This window comes from Nocardia sp. CA-136227, from assembly GCF_050955695.1.
GTDB lineage: Bacteria > Actinomycetota > Actinomycetes > Mycobacteriales > Mycobacteriaceae > Nocardia.
Window position 1 is genome coordinate 177,129 of sequence record NZ_CP192081.1, and the last position, 18,887, is coordinate 196,015.

Annotated in this window: 11 protein-coding genes; 4 read left to right on the top strand and 7 right to left on the bottom strand. The window is 68.8% G+C overall.

The features are described 5' to 3' along the window. Positions 1 to 54 precede the first annotated feature (54 nt). Positions 55 to 3,309 (bottom strand): arabinosyltransferase domain-containing protein, encoded by a 3,255-nt coding sequence (locus ACQP06_RS00795; protein WP_433669737.1) that lies wholly within the window; start codon positions 3,307 to 3,309, stop codon positions 55 to 57. A 68-nt stretch (positions 3,310 to 3,377) separates the two neighbouring features. On the opposite strand from ACQP06_RS00795, the gene ACQP06_RS00800 reads away from it, so the two are divergent. The 3 genes from ACQP06_RS00800 (at position 3,378) to ACQP06_RS00810 (ending at position 8,526) form a co-directional block, all read left to right on the top strand. Then, a complete protein-coding gene (locus ACQP06_RS00800) occupies positions 3,378 to 5,252 on the top strand; it encodes a serine/threonine-protein kinase (protein ID WP_433669739.1) in 1,875 nt (624 codons plus the stop codon). A gap of 33 nt (positions 5,253 to 5,285) precedes the next feature. Then, positions 5,286 to 6,893 (top strand): serine/threonine-protein kinase, encoded by a 1,608-nt coding sequence (locus ACQP06_RS00805; protein WP_433669741.1) that lies wholly within the window; start codon positions 5,286 to 5,288, stop codon positions 6,891 to 6,893. 118 nt (positions 6,894 to 7,011) lie between these two features. Next, positions 7,012 to 8,526, top strand: coding sequence for a serine/threonine-protein kinase (locus tag ACQP06_RS00810; RefSeq protein ID WP_433669743.1), 1,515 nt, complete (start codon positions 7,012 to 7,014; stop codon positions 8,524 to 8,526). 7 nt (positions 8,527 to 8,533) lie between these two features. On the opposite strand, the gene ACQP06_RS00815 is transcribed toward ACQP06_RS00810, so the two are convergent. The 4 genes from ACQP06_RS00815 to ACQP06_RS00830 form a co-directional block, all read right to left on the bottom strand. Continuing rightward, positions 8,534 to 10,354, bottom strand: a complete 1,821-nt coding sequence (locus ACQP06_RS00815) for a glycosyl transferase (protein WP_433673539.1) — start codon at positions 10,352 to 10,354, stop codon at positions 8,534 to 8,536. Between the two features lie 203 nt (positions 10,355 to 10,557). Continuing rightward, complete coding sequence (locus ACQP06_RS00820; protein ID WP_433669745.1) at positions 10,558 to 12,489, bottom strand: galactan 5-O-arabinofuranosyltransferase; 1,932 nt, start codon at positions 12,487 to 12,489, stop codon at positions 10,558 to 10,560. Between the two features lie 145 nt (positions 12,490 to 12,634). Next, on the bottom strand, positions 12,635 to 13,396 hold the full coding sequence (locus tag ACQP06_RS00825; RefSeq protein WP_379277959.1) for a decaprenylphospho-beta-D-erythro-pentofuranosid-2-ulose 2-reductase: 762 nt from the start codon (positions 13,394 to 13,396) through the stop codon (positions 12,635 to 12,637). Next, entirely contained in the window at positions 13,393 to 14,895 is a 1,503-nt protein-coding gene (locus ACQP06_RS00830) for an FAD-binding protein (protein WP_433669747.1), read from the bottom strand. The genes ACQP06_RS00825 and ACQP06_RS00830 overlap by 4 nt, the downstream gene beginning before the upstream one ends. Before the next feature lie 44 nt (positions 14,896 to 14,939). Here ACQP06_RS00830 and ACQP06_RS00835 point away from each other — a divergent pair, with 44 nt between their 5' ends. Continuing rightward, positions 14,940 to 15,422: a GtrA family protein gene (locus tag ACQP06_RS00835; protein WP_379277963.1), complete on the top strand. Its 483-nt coding sequence runs from the start codon at positions 14,940 to 14,942 to the stop codon at positions 15,420 to 15,422. A 7-nt stretch (positions 15,423 to 15,429) separates the two neighbouring features. Here the strand turns inward: ACQP06_RS00835 and ACQP06_RS00840 are convergent, their stop codons facing one another. Together ACQP06_RS00840 and ACQP06_RS00845 are read right to left on the bottom strand one after the other, a co-directional pair. Next, positions 15,430 to 16,047 carry a pyridoxamine 5'-phosphate oxidase family protein gene (locus ACQP06_RS00840; protein WP_379277964.1) on the bottom strand — a complete coding sequence of 206 codons (618 nt, stop codon included), beginning with the start codon at positions 16,045 to 16,047 and terminating at the stop codon, positions 15,430 to 15,432. A 412-nt stretch (positions 16,048 to 16,459) separates the two neighbouring features. Continuing rightward, positions 16,460 to 18,760: a molybdopterin-dependent oxidoreductase gene (locus ACQP06_RS00845; protein WP_433669749.1), complete on the bottom strand. Its 2,301-nt coding sequence runs from the start codon at positions 18,758 to 18,760 to the stop codon at positions 16,460 to 16,462. Between the last annotated feature and the right edge of the window lie 127 nt (positions 18,761 to 18,887).

Below are 18,887 nucleotides of genomic sequence, written 5' to 3' on the forward strand. Positions count from 1 at the left end.
AATAAACCCGAAAGCCCGCCCGGAACAGCGTTCCGAGCGGGCTTTTCGCGGCTTCTACTTGGCCTTGATCGGCGAGTCCTTGGCCAGGCCCGATCGGGTCTCCACGGTCACGTCCAAGGTGGGGCGTGAATTCGCGTTCGGGGCATACGGGGTGAACTTCTCGAGGCCGCCCCAGTCCCGTCGCCAGTCGTGGTTCAGGTACGACGGCCGGGTCTCGGACTGCAGCAGCAGACCGGTCCAGCCGAGCGGGCCGCCGCCGATGTCGTCCTGCCAGGCATTGGAGGCGTCCTGGCCCACGCGGTCGGGCAGGATGCGCCATTCGGGCACCTCGGCCACGCCGTCGTGGTGGTCGAACGGGCGCTGGCACGGGAACGCGAGGCCCACGTGCCAGTCCTCGAGCACGGGGGCCTGGTCGCCGACAAGGGAATTCAGCGTCCGCAGCTCGGGCAGCCGGGGCGGGGTGACCGCCAGCCACTGGCGTGGTGTGATGTCGGCGTCGTTCAGGACCAGGCGAATCGCGTTCGCGCCCGCGGGAATCTGGTCCAGCGGGATACGCAGATTGCGCCAGGACGGGTTCGGGCCGATGTCGATGGGCCGGATCTGGCCGACATCGCGGACCTCGCCCGCGGCGTCGCGGGTGCCGTACTCGACGATCAGATCCTGTCCATAGGTCTGGACGCCGTCCTTGTCGAAGGACTTGATGCGGCCCGCCGCGGTCACCACCAGCACCTGGTAGGCCGGGTTGTCGCGCACCGAGTTCAGCTTCTCGGCGTTGTACCACTGGGTGGTGAGCTTCGAAACCTGCTGCTCGCCATCGGTGTAGCTGCCCAGCACCGGGGTCTTGGCCGGATCCAGACCGAAGGGCAGGGCGACCGAGCTGCCGTTGATACCGGCCTGCTCGCTCTTGCCGCCGCCGGTGCCGGCCCCGGTGGTCTTGGAGGTCTTGTTGCCGGACTTGTCGTTCACCGAGTTGGCGCCGCCGGTGACGGTCTCCTCGGCGTCCGCGGTGAGGTCGGTGGCCACGCCGTTGGGGGTGAACCCGGTGTTCTGCGCGGCCAGGCCGTCGGCGTCGGAGCCGGTCCACGGGTGCAGCAGCGACCCCGCGGTATCGGTCTCCACCAGCACCTCGTTGGCCAGGGCGCACGAATCACCCTTCAGCGCGCGCAGATTCGACTGGGCGATGGAGTAGGCCGGGTACTGGCCGACGGCCGCCTTGGCCAGCGACAACACCTCGAACAGCACCAGGACCGCCGCCGCGATGGTGAGCGGCATGCTGGCGAACTTGTCGAAGCCGCGCACCGGCCGTGGCGTCATATACGGCTCCCGGAAGTGCTGGTAGGCCGCGATCAGCAGGCACAGCACCGCCAGCCCCAGGAACAGGGTCGAGAACCCCTTGCCCGCGACGAGCGGGGCCTTGTCGAACCACGGCACGCCGTAGCTGGACACGTACCACCAGCCGTTGGATCCGGTGAAGGTCATGGCCAGCAGGAAGAACACCGCCGCCGTGAACAGCGTCCGGTTGCGCGGCGAGCGAATCCCGTTGACCCCCACCGCGACCGCGGCCAGCGCCGCCAGCGATCCCGCCAGGCCCGCGTACACGCCGAAGTGGTGGGTCCACTTGGTGGGCGTGAACATCATCAGGAACAGCGACATGAACACGATGCCCAGCACCCGCGCCGACGGACCCCGCGAGGTGCCCGGGATGCGGCCGTTCTTGCGCAGCATCACCATCACGCACACGCCCAGGCTCAGCAGCATGGCGAGGATGCCGAACCGGCGGGCCAGTGAGCCGTCGGGGGAGAGCATGAGCAGCGCGTCCCAGCGGGTGCGCTCGTCGAACCAGGCCACATTGGGGCCGATCAGGGTGCGCACCCGGGTGGCCTCCATGACCGAGGCCAGGGTCTGATCACCGAAAACGACCACCAGCACCAGGGCTCCGGCCGCGATGCCGGGCGCGAGCAGCGCGCCGTAGCGCAGCAGCCACGAACCGCGCTGCTGCCCGGCGCGTTTGATGATCACCATGAGCACCGGCCGCGCGCCCGCGATCAGGGCGGCGATGCAGATCAGGCCGGTCGGCCCGGCGGCCAGCGAGAAGGCCGCGATCAGCACGCCGACGGCCGCGGGCAGCAGCCGCCCGGTGGCGATCGCGCGTTCGATGGAGCACCAGGTCAGCAGCGCGCCCGCCGCGATCAGCGGTTCCGGTCGCAGGCCGTTGTCGTAGGGCATCCAGGCGGCCAGGAACACCAGGCCGGCGGTCCAGATCGCGACCTGGTCGCGGCGCACCCGGGAGCCCAAGCGCGGCAGCACTTCCCGGCTGATCACCAGCCAGCACACGATGCCGGCCAGCAGCGCGGGCAACCGCATCCACGGGCTGGAATCGCTGATCCGGGTCATCCAGGCCAGTACCTCGTACGGCCACCCGAAGGGCGCCTCGGCGACCCCGAACCAGCGGTAGTAGTTGGCCATATAGCCCGAATACTTCGAGGCCCGAGCCATATTCAGGATGTAGCCGTCGTCGGAGGTGTTGGCTCCGATGAAGTGCCACACCACCAGCGTGCCCAGCACCGCGACATCGGCGAGCCGCACCCGCCACCAGTGCGCGGGCAGGAAGCGGCGGGGCTTGCGGCCGTCGGCGGTGTCGAGCAGGTGCAGCGCGTACAGCGACAGCAGGGTGAACAGCACCGCGCCGATGGTCGCCAGCCGCTTGAGCCAGGTCGGGCTGGAGGTGAAGCGCGCGTCGATCTGCACGGTGGCGGAGGCGTTCCCGAGCTGCTCCCGCTTCAGATCGGTGAACAGGCCCACCACCTGCGGCCGGGTGTCGCCGCCGACGGTGCCGACGAACGGCGTCCCGTCCTTGCGCGCGACCCCGGCGAATTCCACCCGGGTCTGGGTGGCGTCGGAGTGCACGGTCACGGCGCCGCACTCGCCGATCTCGGCGACGGGCGCGGACAGCAGCGGAATCAACCGCACCAGCACCGAGAGGACGGGTCCCTTGCCGGGTTCGTCGGTGACCTTGACGACCAGGCCCTTGGTCTCGGCCTGCCCGGAGGCGGCGGGCACCGTCGAGAACAGCGTCCCGCTCGGCAGCTCCCGCAGCACCTGGCACGGCAGCGTGACGTCCAGGCTCAACGGCACATAGGAGACCAGGGGCGCGGCCACATCGGCCGTATCCCCTTGTGGCCAATGCAGAGTGGGCCGGTCCTGCTGCACCGGCAGGATCGGTGTGATCACCGCCAGCAGGAATCCGAGAAGACCGGACACCAGGGCGAGGATGCGGATGCGGTGGAACGCTCGGGAGTCTGCGCGCACGAAGAACGACTCTATGATGGTTGTTATCCGAACTGGGCGTGGGGCCGGGCCGGAGGACAAGAGGAATCATGACCGAGCTGCGACCTGGCGAAGTTCTCGCCGGGTATGTGATCGCGCGGCGGGTCGGGGCCGGGGGATCGGGCGTGGTCTATGCGGCCCGGCATCCGCGGTTACCCCGGCTCACGGCTCTGAAGGTCTTGAAACGTGACGAGGTCGCCGAAGACGACGAGGTGTGGCGGCGTTTCGAGCGTGAGGCCGATATCGCGGCGCATTTCGACCATCCCAATATCGTGCAGATCTACGACCGCGGCGTCGCCGAGGACCGGTTCTGGATCTCCATGCAGTTCGTGGACGGCGCGGATGCCGGTGAACTGCACCATGTTTCGCCCGAACGGGCGTTGAGCATCGGCGGTGAGATCGGGGCCGCGCTGGATTACGCGCACGGCAAGGGTGTGCTGCACCGGGATGTGAAGCCGTCCAACATCCTCATCGCCGATCCCGAGAGCGGCCGCCCGGAGCGGGCGCTGCTCACCGACTTCGGCATCGCGCGGCTGCGCGACGAGACCACGAAGCTCACCCATACCGGAAATATCTCCGCCACTTTCGCTTTCGCATCACCGGAGCAGGTGAGCGGGAAACCGGTCGGTCCGCGATCTGATCAATACTCGCTGGCCTGCACGCTGTTCGTGCTGCTCACCGACCAGCGGCCCTTCACCGCCGACAATCCACTCGCCTGGGTGCACGCTCATACCCAGGAGAAGCCGCGCCGGCTGAGCGAACTGAACCCGGCGCTCCCGGACGCCCTGGACGACGTGTTCGAGCGTGCCCTGGCCAAGGACCCGGAGGACCGCTTCGACAGCTGCGTGGATTTCGCCTACGCCGCCACCGAGGCGTACTACTCCGATCCGGCCCTGGCCGTCACCGCCCGCGCCCGCCTGCCGCATCCACCGCCTCGGAGCGTCGGCAGGCGAAGACGGAAACCGCTGTGGCAAGGGCGGTTACAGCGACGCGTGCTGATCCCGGCGGCGGTGGCGGCGGTGACCGCGGCGGGCGTGGGATTCGCCCTCGACCAGGGCAACTCGCCGTCCCCGCCGACCGCGCGGGGGATGGTGCCCGACCGGTTCGTGGGCACCTGGCTGGCCACCGAGGGCCAGACCAACTACCGGCTCACCGTGCAGCAGGCCAAGATCGGTGATCCGGTGCTGTCCAACCGGGTGGACGGCGTGCTGCCCAACGGGTTTCCGTTCCACTGCGAATTCTCCGCCCCGCTCGATCAGGTGCCCGGCGACGGCGACCGGCTCATCATCGGCACCTCCGAGATCGTGGTGCGCGAGCCGTCCAATGCCTGCCGCGCCAACGGGCCCACCACCCTCACCCTGCTGCCCGACGGGCGGGTCAGCCGCAAAACCGATGTGAGCGGCCTGATCACGTACACCAGCGCCGACACCCTCATCTCCTCGTGGGGCCGTGAGGACGCCGCCATCGCCCGTGCCTTCCCCAGCCTGATCGGTCAGCTCGCCGCCAACGGCACCGCGGTCGGCTGGCAGGGCGGGTCCTGCCGTCCCAAGGATCCCGGTCCGGACGAGGCGGTCCAGGGTGCGCACCGGGTGCGCTGCAATGCCGAGGACGCCACCGGTCAGCCGCGCTTCGACTTCCTCGACTTCGACACCCGCCCGGGCAAATCGGTGGCCGCGCTGTTCTTCGGCGGCAATGCCCGGGTCACCCCGGTAACGCATCAGGACGTGGCGGGCGATCTCACCGTCACCACGGCGGCCACGGTGGATCCGGCCGTCACCCGGGACAGCGAGACCCAGCGCGCGCTGGCCGCGGTCTCCTTCCCCGACGGCGATCCGCGGTCGCGCTTCGTCATGGTGCTGCACTGGCCGGGGCACACGGTGAACAACCTCCTGACCGACTGGCTCGACAGGGCTCCACTGAAGTAGCAGGGTTCCACTGACGTAGGTAGGTGCGCGATCATGGCCGATCCGAAGCCGGGCGAGGAGATCGCCGGATATGTCATCGAACGCTGGATCGGGGCCGGGGGATCGGGCACCGTCTACGCCGCCCACCATCCCCGGCTACCCCGCCTGGCCGCCCTCAAGGTATTCAACCGCGACGAGGTGGACGCCGACACCGAGGGCTGGCGGCGCTTCGAACGCGAGGCCGACATCACCGCCCGCTTCGACCATCCGAACATCGTGTCGGTCTACGACCGCGGCATGGACGCCGGAAGATTGTGGATCGCCATGCAATTCGTGGCCGGACCCGACGCGGACGGCGTCACCGGCCTGGCCCCCGAACGGGCGCTGCGCATCGGGGGCGGCATCGCCTCGGCCCTCGACTACGCGCACGGCCAGGGCGTGCTGCACCGGGATGTGAAGCCCTCCAACATCCTGCTCTCCCCGGCCGCCGACGGCCGCCCCGAACGCGCCCTGCTCACCGATTTCGGCATCGCGCGCCTGCGCGACGAGACCACCCACGTCACCAAGACCGGCGATATCTCCGCCACCTTCGCCTTCGCCTCCCCCGAACAGGTCTCGGGCCGCTACCTCGACCCCCGCACCGACCAATACTCCTTGGCCTGTACCCTTTTCGTGCTCCTCACCGGCACCCGCCCGTTCCTGGCCACCGACCTCGCGGGCTGGATCTACGCCCACACCAGCACCCCGCCCCTGCACGTCACCCAGCTCCGCCCGGACCTGTCCGCCGCCTTCGACCCGGTCTTCGACCGCGCCCTGGCCAAACATCCGGACGAAAGATTCCCCAGCTGCACCGATTTCGCCGACGCCGCCTGGCACGCCTGGCAAACAGGTTCCGCGCAAACCATCCTGAACCCGGCCGCCGCGGCCCCGAGCACCCCCCCGCCCGGTTTCGTCACCGACCCGTCCGTCCTACGCTCCCCCCGCACCGACCCCACCGCCCTCGCCGGCGGCTACCGCACCAACCCCGGCGCACCGGCCTATGGCGTCGCCTACGGCGCGCGCACCGGATCCTTCGAAGACGCGCCGCCCCACCGGCATCGAGCCCCCGAACCCGTCCCGGTGTCGACGGGTGTGAGCCGTGGCGTGGTCACCGGCCTGCTGGCCGTGCTGGCCGCCGCCGTGATCGGCGGCAGCGCCATCGTCGTCACCATGAACCTCGAGAGCCACGGAAGATCCTCCGGCACACCGCTGTCCGCCGCGGTCCCGACCGTCGCCTCGGCAGCCCCCACCGCCGTCACCACGGTCGCCGCCACCACCCCACCGGCCCCCGCGGGCCGCGTCCCCTCCGCCTTCGTCGGCGACTGGTCCGGCACCAGCACCGCCAACGCCGACCGCTACCGCCTCTCCATCCGCCAGGGCAACCTCAACGACGTGGTCGTCACCTCCACCGTCCTCCGGGACAGCCGCCCCATCTGCGTCTTCGACTACCGCCTCCTCGGCGTCCCCGGCACCGCCGACATCACCGTGGGCGCGGGCAATCTGGTCACCGGCGACGCCGACGGCTGCCTCGTCCAAGGCACCCACGAACTCGTCCTCACCGACGGCCGCATCACCCGAGCCCTCTCCCGCAGCGGCGCCGTCACCTACACCCGCACCAACTGAGAACCGAAAAGTCCTTCAACCGGCCGGAATTCGATAGGGTTCCCACGACACGCGCGCTTCGGCGAAGATCGACAGGTCGTCGGCGCGCGGTGTCGGCGAGGAATGGAGAAGCGGGGGCATGGCGGAACTCCGTCCCGGTGAGATCGTGGCCGGGCATGTGATTCAGCGGAGGATCGGGACCGGGGGGTCGGGATCGGTCTACGTGGCGCGACATCCCCGATTACCCCGCATGGTGGCGCTCAAGATCATGCACCAGAGCGCGCTGATGACCGAGGCGGACACCTGGCGGCGCTTCCAGCGCGAAGCCGACCTCACCGCCCGCTTCGACCATCCGCACATCGTGTCCGTCTACGACCGCGGCGTCGCCGAGGACCTGCTGTGGATCTCCATGCAGTACGTCGACGGCCCGGACGCCGGACTGCTGCGGGCCGTGGCGCCCGCGCGGGCACTGCGCATCGGGGCCGAGATCGCCGGGGCCCTGGACTACGCGCACGGCAAGGGCGTCCTGCACCGGGATGTGAAGCCCTCCAACCTGCTGCTCGCGCCCGCCGACAACGGCCGCACCGAGCGCGCGCTGCTGACCGACTTCGGCATCGCCCGGCTGCGCGACGAATCCACCAAACTGACCGCGACCGGCGTCATCTCGGCCACCTTCGCCTTCGCCTCACCCGAACAGGTGTCGGGCGCGCCCATCGGACCGCAGTCGGACCAATACTCCTTGGCCTGCACGCTTTTCGTGCTGCTGACCGACCGCCGCCCCTTCGACGCCGACAATCCGCTGGGCTGGGTGCACGCGCACACGGCGGTCGCGCCGCTGCGGCTGAGCCAGGTGCGGCCCGATCTGCCGCGGGCGCTCGACGACGTGCTGAGCCGCGCGCTCGCCAAGGATCCGGCGCAGCGCTACCCGACCTGCACCGACTTCATGAACGCGGCGCGCGACGCCGCGGAGTCCCGAACGCCGACAACCTATTTCGTGACACCGCCGCTGCCGGGCGGCGCGCCGTCGAATCCACCGCCGAACGCCGTCCGGCCCGCGCCACCGGAACCCGCGCCGCCCGCGGCACCCGTTGCCGGTCCGACCCGCCCGCGGCGCGGCGTCCTCGTGGCCGCCCTCGGCGTGCTGTTCGTGGTCACCGCCGGCGGCCTGGGCTACGGCTTGTTCCGCTACCTCGGTTCGGCGGCGGAGGTGACGAACGCGTCCAGCACCCAGGCGTTCTCGCCGGTCTCGACCGTCAGCCCCACCTCCGCCGGTCGCCCGGCGACCGATGGGCAGGTGCCCGGGTCCGTGCTGGGCCGCTGGTCGGCGAAGACCGGCCCCTCGGGCGACGGCGACTACGCGCTGACCATCAACGGCGGCAATATCGGCGACCAGGTCTTCACCCTCACCGAGAAGATCACGCTGCCCGGCGGCGGCCAGGGCATCTGCTCGTACACCGCGCTGCTGGAGTCCAGCAATCTGTCGACCCGCATCTCGGTCGGGGAGTCCCGGCTCGAAACCACCGGCAGCGATCACGGCTGCCCGGTGTCCGCACCCCGGACCGATGTCGAGTTCCGGGGCGGCACGCTGGTTCGCTCCGGTGCGAATTACCCCGGAGCGACCTACACCAAGGTGAGCACGCCGCCGGCGCGCTGACGCGGGGTCAGTGCAGGAGGGTGCGGACGTCCCACAGCCAGACGCCGTCGACGTACTTGGCGGGGAAGCCGAGGAGCTGGTCCAGGGTCAGGCGCAGGGTGTCGGCGTTGTCGGTGGGCGGGAGGACGACGACGTCGGCCTGCCAGTAGCGGAGGTCGACCAGGGCGCGGATGCGGTCGGACTCGTCGATCGCCGGGATCTTGTTGGACTGCTGGGCTTTGGTCAGCAGGGTTGCGGTGGGGCGGTCGTCGGGGCCGTAGCGGCCCTTCTTGGAGGAGCCGGTGGGGCCGACGAAATAGCCTCCGGCGAGGGGGAATTCGAAGCCGGAGTCCACCTGCCAGCGCAGGGCGCGGGCGTCGGGGGCGGTGGGCGGCGGGGCGATGACCACGGAGCCGCCCGAAACGTATTGGCGCACCGTGCCGTCGGTGAAGAACGCGGGTGTGGGGGCGCGCTGGACCACCGGCAGGACGGTGGGGGTGAGCGGCAGCAGCGCGAAGACCAGGGCGGCGAACAGGGCCAGTGGGCGCCAGTCGGTGGCGGAGACGCTCCAGTAGTCCAGGGCGCGCTGGGTGGCCAGGACCAGCACCACCGCGATGGCGGGGATGGCGGCCATGGTGAAGCGGGACTCCAGCACCGAATTCAGCAGCGGCACATGGTCGAGCCACTTCCACGGCAGCACGATGCCGGTGTCGCCGAGGCCGATGGTGGCCGAGGCGCCCAGCGACAGGATCGTGAACAGGGCGATCACCGCGGCGGCGGCGCGCACCGCGCGTTCCCGCCACATGAGGATGATGGCCACCGACACCACGATCCACAGCGGCCAGCCGAAGTACGAGTTCTCCTCGGTGGCGTTGATGGCCACGTTCTGGCCGTGCGAGAACATGCCGCCCAGGGACTCGGACGGGAACTGGAACAGCGCCTTCAGATCGTTCTTCATCGGCCCGTGGTCGATGGAACGGTAGGACTGCGGCCCGAAGAACTGCCACCACAGCGGAATATCGGTCAGCGCCACCGTGATCAGCGCCGCCAGCAGCACCGGCGGGGCCAGAGCGCGCACCATCCGCAGCCCGGTCTTCGGGGCGTGCAGGTGATAGACCAGCGCGAAGAGACCGAAGGCGAGCGCGAAGATGAGCAGCGGTTCCTCACCGAGCGCGATCTGCGTCGCCACCAGCAGGCCCAGCACGAAGGCGTCCTTGTTGCGGCGACCGCGAGTCACCTCGGTGCCCGCAGCGGCGCGGCGCGCCATCCGGATCACCTTCAGGGCGATCACCGGCAGCAGCGCCAGCAGCACGAAATTCGGGTGGGCATTGGCGTGCGAGATCATGGCGGGCGCGAACCCGCAGAACAGGCCGCCCACGGCCGCAGCGAATTTGGACGACACCAGTTCGCGGGAGAACAGCCAGTACCAGGCGAACGCGGTGCCGCACAGGCCCAGGGTGAGCACCAGCACGAAGGTGACCGTCGGCCCGAACAGCAGCGTGACCGGGGTGAGCGGCACCCCGACGCCGAACATGGCGGTATTGGCCATCATGTTCACGCCGTCGGGATAGTTCTGCAGCGTGGTGCCCAGCGGATTGTGCAGATGCGAGACATCGTGGGCGGTGACCGCGAAGAACCACTCCCACATGGTCTGGTCCTGGCCACTCTTGATCAGGTAGCCGCGGTCGGTGTGCAGCCACTGACCGGACAGCACCAGCACCGCCAGCGACAGGTACGCGCCCGCGACGAACAGATCGGCTCGTGCCAGGCGTAGCCGTGCGGCCGTGCGCTGCGCGCGAGTCAGGTTGGGACGGGCCGTATTCGGCGTGACGCGGTCGAGAACCGCCACCGCCGAGCCCGTTTCGTTCCCCCGATCGGTTTCCCGCCCCTGTGCCAACGCATAACTCCTTGTGCCTTGCAATCAGCGGCCCACGCTACAGCTTCCCGCTGAGATTGCACTGGCAAGTCGAGAAGTTATCCACAGAATCGGACAGTTATCCCCAGATTCCGCCTCACTTTTGGGGATAAGTGATCCTTGTCTCGCCCCATCCCTCAGACACGCACGACGAGGGTGAACGGTCCGATATCGGTGATGCGGTAGTGCCCGTCATCGAACAATGCCTTGGGCAGCGTCACCGTGATGCGCTTCACATTCGGATCGTTCGGGTAGACGTCCTGGGACAGCCGCAGCGTGTAGCCGTCACCGGAACGCCGGAACAGGAAAGCGTCCGGCGCCCGCCACGGGCAGTGCTCGAGCGCGTCGGTCAGCTCCTGCGGCGTCTTCAGTGTGCCCCAGCGCTGGATCTCGGCGGTGCGCGCCGCGAAATCCGCCAGCGGGTTCGCGTAATGCGAAGTGAGCGCCTGGAATCCGAAGTATGGGTAGATCGCGAGGAAGCTGGTGTCCGCGGTCAGCACCACGCTGCCGTCGCGCGGCCGCCCGGTCTGCTCCAGCAGTTTCGCGTCGATCTCGCGGTAGTAGGAGACCGCCGACGGAGCCCGCTGGTCGGCGCGATCCCCATTGCCGTCGGTATCGGTGTACGCCGTGGTGATCTCGGTGGCCAGCACCGTCGGAATGCCCTGGCTGAACCCGATCGCCCCGGCCAGCGCCACCGCGGCCGCCGCGACCCGGAACCGGCTCGGCTCGTTCAGCGCCTGGTAGACCGCCCGCGCACCCTCGGCAAAGGCGAATACGCCCGCCGCCGACAGCAGCGCCAGCAGCGGCGACTCCAGGCGGAACGACAGCAGGGTGGTTCCGCCCGCCGTCGCTGCCATGGACAGCAGGCACCACAGGTAGATGGCCACCACGCCGATGCCCAGCGCCTGTGCGCGCCGTGAACTGCCCGCACGCAGCACCAGCCAGATGGTTCCGGCCAGGCAGAACACACCCAGCAAATCGAACTCGGTCATCGGCAGCGGCAGCCGCGAACCCGTCTCGGGAAGGTAGTGGAGCGCGGAGCCGGAGCCCAAAGATGCCTTGCCCGACAGGAACTTCAGCAGGAACGGGGTCCAGACGGCGAGTGCCAGCACGCCCGCGATGGCACCGATTCCGATGAGCCGGACCAGGATCGGCCAGATGGCCCGCCAGGTGTGTTGCGATCGGATGGCGAGCCCCGCGGCGATGACGGCCATCAGGCACACCGCGAAGACGGCGACACCGAAGTAGAGGCTGTAGAAGGTGGCGCCGAGGCCGAGGAACAACCCGGTCCCCACCACAGCGCCCCAGCCGCCCGCGGTGGTCTCCGTGTCCTCGCCGGACTCGGCGGGCCGATAGAGCGCGCCCCAGGCCAGTACCAGTGCGGGTCCCAGCAACAGCGTGAGCACCGCGCTGTACGCCTCGGGGGCACCATAGGCCAGGGTCACCGCGGTGGTCGCGGCGGCGACAGCGACCGCCCAATCCGCGCGAATCAACTTGGACCACAGCACCAGAGCGACAGTCGCCGCGACCGCCAGACCGATGATCGCGAAGGGCTTGAACGCCTCCCACCCGGCCATGCCGGTCAGGCTCGCGAACCGGCCGCCGAGCCAGAACCAGCCCGCGGGATAGAACGGCGGCAGTTCGGCGTAGTTCATATCGCGCAGCGCCGCACTGTCGGTCAGCCGCGTCAGATACTGCGTCCGGAATTCCTGGTCCACGGACATGCCGAACAGGTACAGCTTGGTCGCGGCCAGCGGCATGCCGAGCGTCACGGTCACGAAGGCCGAAAGTCCGCCCCAGGACAGCAGTTTCGCGACCCACTCCCATTTGCGCAGGCGCAGCAACACGACCGCGACCACCAGCATGGCCAGCGCGGCCACCTGCCCGACGGTGGTGAGCGCCCGGGTCACATTGGAGGAGTTGAACGCCGGCCAGTGCACGACCGAGAACGCCTCGAGCCCGATCGCGGCCACCACGGCCGCCACCACGGCGGCGAGCACGGCCTCCCCGGCCGCATTACCGGCCTGCCGCGCCAGCACCGCCGCTCGCCCGCTCGCCCGCTCGCTCATCCGCACCAGCCCTCCGCATTCATGTCATGGACCGCCGGTCAGCCTAGCCAGTGCCGCGTGCGCGGACCTCTCGCCGGGGCCGACCCGCCGGAAATGAAAAACGCCGCACCCCGGGACCGGAATGCGGCGTTGATCGCAAACTCGCCTAGATGGGCAGCTTGCGGAAGATCGGACGCGGCACGTGCCGCAGGATCATCATGACGTAGCGGAAAACGCCCGGGGCCCAGACGATTTCCTTGCCCTTCTCCGAGGCGGACACCGCGAGCTGCGCGACGTCTTCCTTGTTCACGGTGAGACCGTTCTCCTTGGCGTGCGCGGAGAGCCGGGTGCGCACCATGCCGGGGCGGATGACCGTGACGCGCGGGCCGAACTTGGCGATGGCCTCGCCCAGTCCCAGGTAGAAGCCGTCCAGGCCGGCCTTGGTGGAGCCGTAGACGAAGTTGAAGCGGCGCACCCGCTCACCGGCGACCGAGGACATGGCCAGAATGCGACCGAAGCCCTGCGCCTTCATCTTCTCGCCGAGCAGCACACCCACCGACACCGCGGCGGTGTAGTTGATCTCGGCCATCATGACGGCCTTGCGCTGGTCCTGCCAGAAGATCTCGCCGTCGCCGTCGATGCCGAACGCGACGATGGCCACGTCGATATCGCTGGTGGCCCAGGCCGCGTCGATCACGGCCGGGTGGCTGCCGGTGTCGAGCGCGTCGAAGTCGACGACCTGGACCTCGGAGGCCCCGGCCGCCTTCATCTGCGACACGGCGTCCTCGCGCAGCGGGTCACCCGGCAGGGCCGCCAGGACGATGCGCGCGGGGCCCTTCTTCAGGTACTCGGCGCAGATCGCCAAGCCGATCTCCGAGGTGCCGCCCAGCAGCAGAATGGACTGCGGGTTGCCTACCGCATTGATCACTGAAGCTCCAGCCTTCTCGCCATATCGGACATGAAAACGCCTGTGGGGTCGACGCTCCGGCGGATCTTGATCCACTCGTCGATCCGCGGGTACATCTTGTGGAAGGTCTCCGCGTCGGTGCGCGAATCCTTGGCAGTGTAGAGGCGACCGCCGAATTCCAGGACGCGGCGGTCCAGTTCACGCACGAAGTCGTTGAGACCCGGGCGGACCGGGAAGTCGACGCAGATGTTCCAGCCCTCCATGGGGAAGCTCAGCGGCGCCGGGTTGCCCGGACCGAAGAACTTCAGCACATTGAGCGCCGAGTGGTGACCCGACCGCTGGATATCCACGATGATCTTGGTGAATTCGTCCAGCGCCTCGGGCGGCAGCACGAATTGGTACTGGATGAATCCGGCCGAACCGTAGGCCCGATTCCACTCCGACACCACGTCGAGCAGGTGGTAGAACTGCGTCAAGTTCATGATCTTGCCGCTGTAATTGCCGCCGAGCGCGTAATACGCCTCGCCGACCATGCCCAGCGTGAACTTGTTGGCCGCGAAGCTCGGGAAGATATCCGGCACCGTCAGCAGATTCGGCGCATCGAACTTCAGCGGATTCTTGCGCAGCTTCTTGGGCAGCTCGTCGAGTTTCGCCAGCCGGCCGCGAGACACATTGGCGCGACCCAGTTTCGGCGGCGCGCTGATCGCGTCGAACCAGGTCGAGGAGTAGGTGTAGTTCTCCTCGGACCCGTCCGAGTGGACCCGGATGGTCTCTTCCAGGCTGGTGGTCTTGATGCCGTCGGAGATGAAGTAGGCCGTCTCGGTCGGCGTCATCTCGATGGTGGCGCGCAGCACGATGCCGGTCAGGCCGTTGCCGCCGACGGTCGCCCAGAAGAGTTTGGCGTTCTTCTTCGGCCCGATGGTCTGCACCTTGCCGTCGGCGGTGAGCAGATCGATGGACCGCACGTGATTGCCGAAGCTGCCCGCGCTGTGGTGGTTCTTGCCGTGGATGTCGGAGCCGATCGCGCCGCCCACGGTGACCTGCCGGGTGCCCGGGAGCACCGGAACCCACAGGCCGAACGGCAGCGCCGCCTTCATCAGCTGGTCGAGGGACACGCCCGCGTCCACGTCCACCAGCCGGGAGTCCCGGTCGATGCGGTGGATGCGGTTGAGCGCGGTCATGTCGACGACCAGGCCGCCGGCGTTCTGCGCGTGATCGCCGTAGGAGCGGCCCAGGCCGCGGGCGATGACGCCGCGACGCAGGTGCGCGGGCTTCGAGTCGTTGTCCTCCGCGACCATGGCGACCGCCTTGGCGATCAGTTCCGGGTCGCTGGTGGAGAGCACTTCCGAGGTGGTGGCCGCGGTGCGTCCCCAACCGGTCAAGCGCCGGGTCTGCGTCGGCAGGTCGAACGAACCCTGCTGTGACACGGTGCCCTCTTTTTCTTTGCCGACTACGGGGCTGTCACCGTTCGAGCTGGGCTCGGCGGCGGCCTCGGTAGTGGTCTGAGCTTTCGTGGACATCGGCATAGAGGCTACAGGCATAACCGTTCCGAGGCTTGTGTCCAATGTCGCGGGCATTACTCTTCTGCGTTGTGACCGCGGAACCCCATCTGCCCCTCCCTCCCGAGCTGCCCCTCGTCGACGAACCGGGTGGCACGGATGTCGATCTCAAGACGCAGATCGTTCGCTTCCTGGCGACGGGCATCTTCTCCGCGGTGGTGGACTTCGGCCTGTACACCCTGCTTTTCACGGTGGTGGGCCTGCCGCTGCCGGTGGCCAAGTCGATCAGCTTCATCGCGGGCACCACGACGGCGTATCTGATCAACCGGCGCTGGACCTTCCAGGCCGAGCCGAATCGCAAGCGGTTCCTCGCGGTGATCGCCCTGTACGCGTTGACCTTCGCCTTGCAGGTGGGGATCAACCAGCTCTGCTATTACGCGCTGCCGGACGCCTGGTGGCGGATCGCCCTGGCGTTCTGTGTGGCGCAGGGCACCGCCACCGTGATCAACTTCATCGTCCAGCGTGCGGTGATCTTCAAGATCAAATAGGCGCGGTTCAGGATTCGACGAGGGCGCTGGTCTCTTCCTTGGCCCGGAAGTAGTCACCGCCCTTGGCGCGCATATTGTCGGTGCCCCACTGCCGGGCCTCCCGCTGCGCGGGCACCAGGTGCGGGATGTGCTTGCGGCAGTGGATGTAGGCCTCCTCCACATCCACCACCACCCAGCGCTCGGGCATGCGGCCGCGGGACTCGGCGGGCAGATCCGGGACGCAGCGGCGCATGAGCGCGTCGTCCACGATGCGGGCGGTGCCATTGACGTGCAGGCCGATCAGGTCCTGGACGAAGTCGATCATCAGAATGCCGACGTGCGGGTTCTCGAGCACATTGCCGAGGCTGGCCATCACGCCGTTACCGCGGTATTCGGGGTAGGCGACAGTGCGTTCGTCGATCACGTGCAGGAAGCCGGGATTGCCGGCGCGGAAACTGGCATCGCATTCGCCGTGCTTGTCGGCGGTGGCGATGAAGGCCATATCCATCCGGCGGATGAAATCGATCATGTGGGTATTGAGCCGATCCCGTACCTGATCGGAGTAGAAGCGCTCCGCTCGGTCCTCGGTGCCGTACCGATCCTGCAGTTCCCGCTCGCCGTCGCTGCCGTTTCTGACCCCGGGCATCGTGCGCCCCCTTTGGTAGCTGAAATACCGGATGGAAGAGGCTCGGCCACGAACTACGGCCACCCGAAAGCCTATACGGTTTAACTATTTTCGTGTGGCGAATGCGTGAACCGGCATATCTGCCCTGGTAAGGGCGCTTCGACTGATGCCGGACAAACCTTCCCGATGCGAGGATCCTCCCGGATGAAACCGCTCACAAGGGACCTCCGTCCCTTAGCTGTGGGGATGCTGCCGGTTCATTTCAGGGTGCGGGTATGCGAGATCCCCAGGGGGCGCGGGGATTTCGCATACCTGTTTTGTCCATTTTGCAGACTTTCGCACCCGGCTCGATCGTTTTCATCCCCCTAGCTGGCGCTGATCTTCGGTACTCGAAACATAAATACCGGAAGGTCTTTTCGCGACGGCTCCGGAATCAGGCTCGGGTGAGCGTCACCGGCACCCCGTTGAACACCGCGTTCCCCGACGGGACATCCACCAGCGAATCATCGGTCAGCACATTGGCGTTCACCCCGGCATGGGTCCGGGCGACCGCCTGCGCGCTGTCCTCGTGTCCCCAGCCGTGCGGCAGGCTCACCACCCCCGGCATGATGTCCTCGGTCGGCTCCAGTTCCACGGTCACCGTGCCCGCCGCCGACTTCACCACGGCCCGCCCGTCCAGCCCCAGCCGCGTCGCGTCCTCGGGATGGATGTGCAGCGTGCACCGGTTCGACCCGCCCACCAAGGGCGGAACGTTGTGCAGCCAGCTGTTGTTGGAGCGCAGCTGGCGCCGGCCCACCAGCACCATCTCCGGCCGGCGGTCCTCCGCGCGCGCCCGCAGCCGGGCCACATCGGCCAGCAGCTGCGCGGGGGCCAGCTCCACCTTCCGCGAGGCCGTCCGCAGCGCGCGGGGCAGGCGCGGGCGCAGCGGGCCGAGGTCGATGCCGTGCGGATTGTCCAGCAGTACTTGCAGATTCAGCCGACCCGCCCAGTTCTCGGTCGAGTCCCCGGAATCGGCGTCGCTCGCGGCGGACGGCGCCGTCGGGGCCTTCGCCGCTGCCGCCCACTCGCCGAACGGGCCCAGCCGCAGCATCAGGTCCAGGCGCTGCTCGGTGGTGTTCGACCCGAGCAGTTCCGCACGCCGATCGGCCATCCCGGCCTTGTGCAGGGTCCCGGCGATCACGATCTCGTCGACCACGGTGAGGGGATCCAGCCCCGGCTGCGGTTCCTGCCCGGACACCGCGAGCGCCAGCCGGGCCATCACCTCGGCCTCGGACAGCTCGTCCTCGCCCAGCGCCGTCACCGGCGGCGAGTAGCGGGCGTAGTTCCGCACCGCGAAATTGAGCAGCGCGAAGTCGTAGTGCGGGGACTGTGTCATGCGCGGAGGCGGCAGAATCACGTCCGCGTGCCGGGTGGTCTCGTTGAGGTACCGATCGACGCTCACCATGAATTCCAGGCCCTCGAAAGCGGCATCCAGGCGCGCGCCGCTGGGCGCGGACAGCACCGGATTGCCGGCCACCGTCACCATGGCCCGGATCTGCCCGTCCCCGGGTGTCAGGATCTCGTCGGCCAGCGTCGCCACCGGCAGTTCGCCCATGGCCTCGGGCAGCCCGCGCACCCGGCTGCCCCAGCGTCCGGTCCGGAACGGCCGCGACCGCACGATGCCCAGCGCCGCGCCCGTCGCGAACATGGCCCCGCCGGGCGAGTCCAGGTTGCCGGTCAGCACATTGACCACGTCCACCAGCCACTGCGTGACCGTGCCGAACTCGGCGGTGCAGGTGCCGATCCGGGCGTAGACGGCGGCGGCGGGCGCGGCGGCCAGCTCCCGGGCCAGCCGCGCGATGGTCCCGGCGGGCACCCCGGTGCGCGCGGCGACCAGCTCCGGCGGGAAATCGGCCGCGGCGGCGCGGATCTCGTCGAGCCCGTTCACCTCGACCCGGATGTCGGTCAGCTCCTCCGCGAACAGCGTGTGCACGATCCCGAACAGCAGGTAGGCGTCGCTGCCCGGCCGCACGAACAGGTGCTCGTCGGCCAGCTTGGCGGTGCGGGTGCGGCGCGGATCCACCACCACGAAGCGGCCGCCGCGCTGCCGCAGCGCCTTCAATCGGCCCGGGAAATCCGGTGCGGTGCACAGGGATCCGTTGGACTCCAGCGGATTCGCGCCCAGCATCAGCAGGTAGTCGGTCCGGTCCAGATCCGGCACCGCCACGGTGAGCGGGTCGCCGAACATGAGCCCGCTCGACACCTGCTTGGGCATCTGGTCGGCGGTGCTGGCGGAGAACAGGCTGCGGGTGGCCAGGGCCCGGATCAGCAGCGGCACGTACAGCGCACCGGCCACGGTGTGTGCGTTGGGGTTGCCGAGATACAGGCCCACCGCCTGATTGCCGTACTCGGCCGACACCTGCGGCAGCCGTTCCCGGATCACCCCGAAGGCCTCGTCCCAGCTCGCGGCCCGCCAGGTATCGGTGGCGCGATCGCGAATCATGGGCCGGGTGAGCCGGTCCGGGTCGCCGTCCAAGTGGCCGAGAGTCGCGCCCTTGGGGCAGACGAAGCCTTTGCTGAAGGGGTCGGCGTGATCTCCGCGCACCGACACGATGCGGTCGCTGCCGTCGAGGGTGAGTTCGAGTCCGCACACCGCCTCGCAGAGCGGGCAGGTGCGCAGCGCGGTCCGATGATCACCCTGAGCCGTCCGATGATCACTCGGGGCGGTCCGGGGGCTGTCCGTGACGTGGGTCATACCCAATGATCGCCCGGCGGCGGATCGGGCGAAACACCTGCGGCGGACGAATCGCGATGGGGGAGCAGGAAATCGCGAGGCCTGCGCTGATGTCCGTTATCTCTTAATTCGCAACGTTCGGACCTGG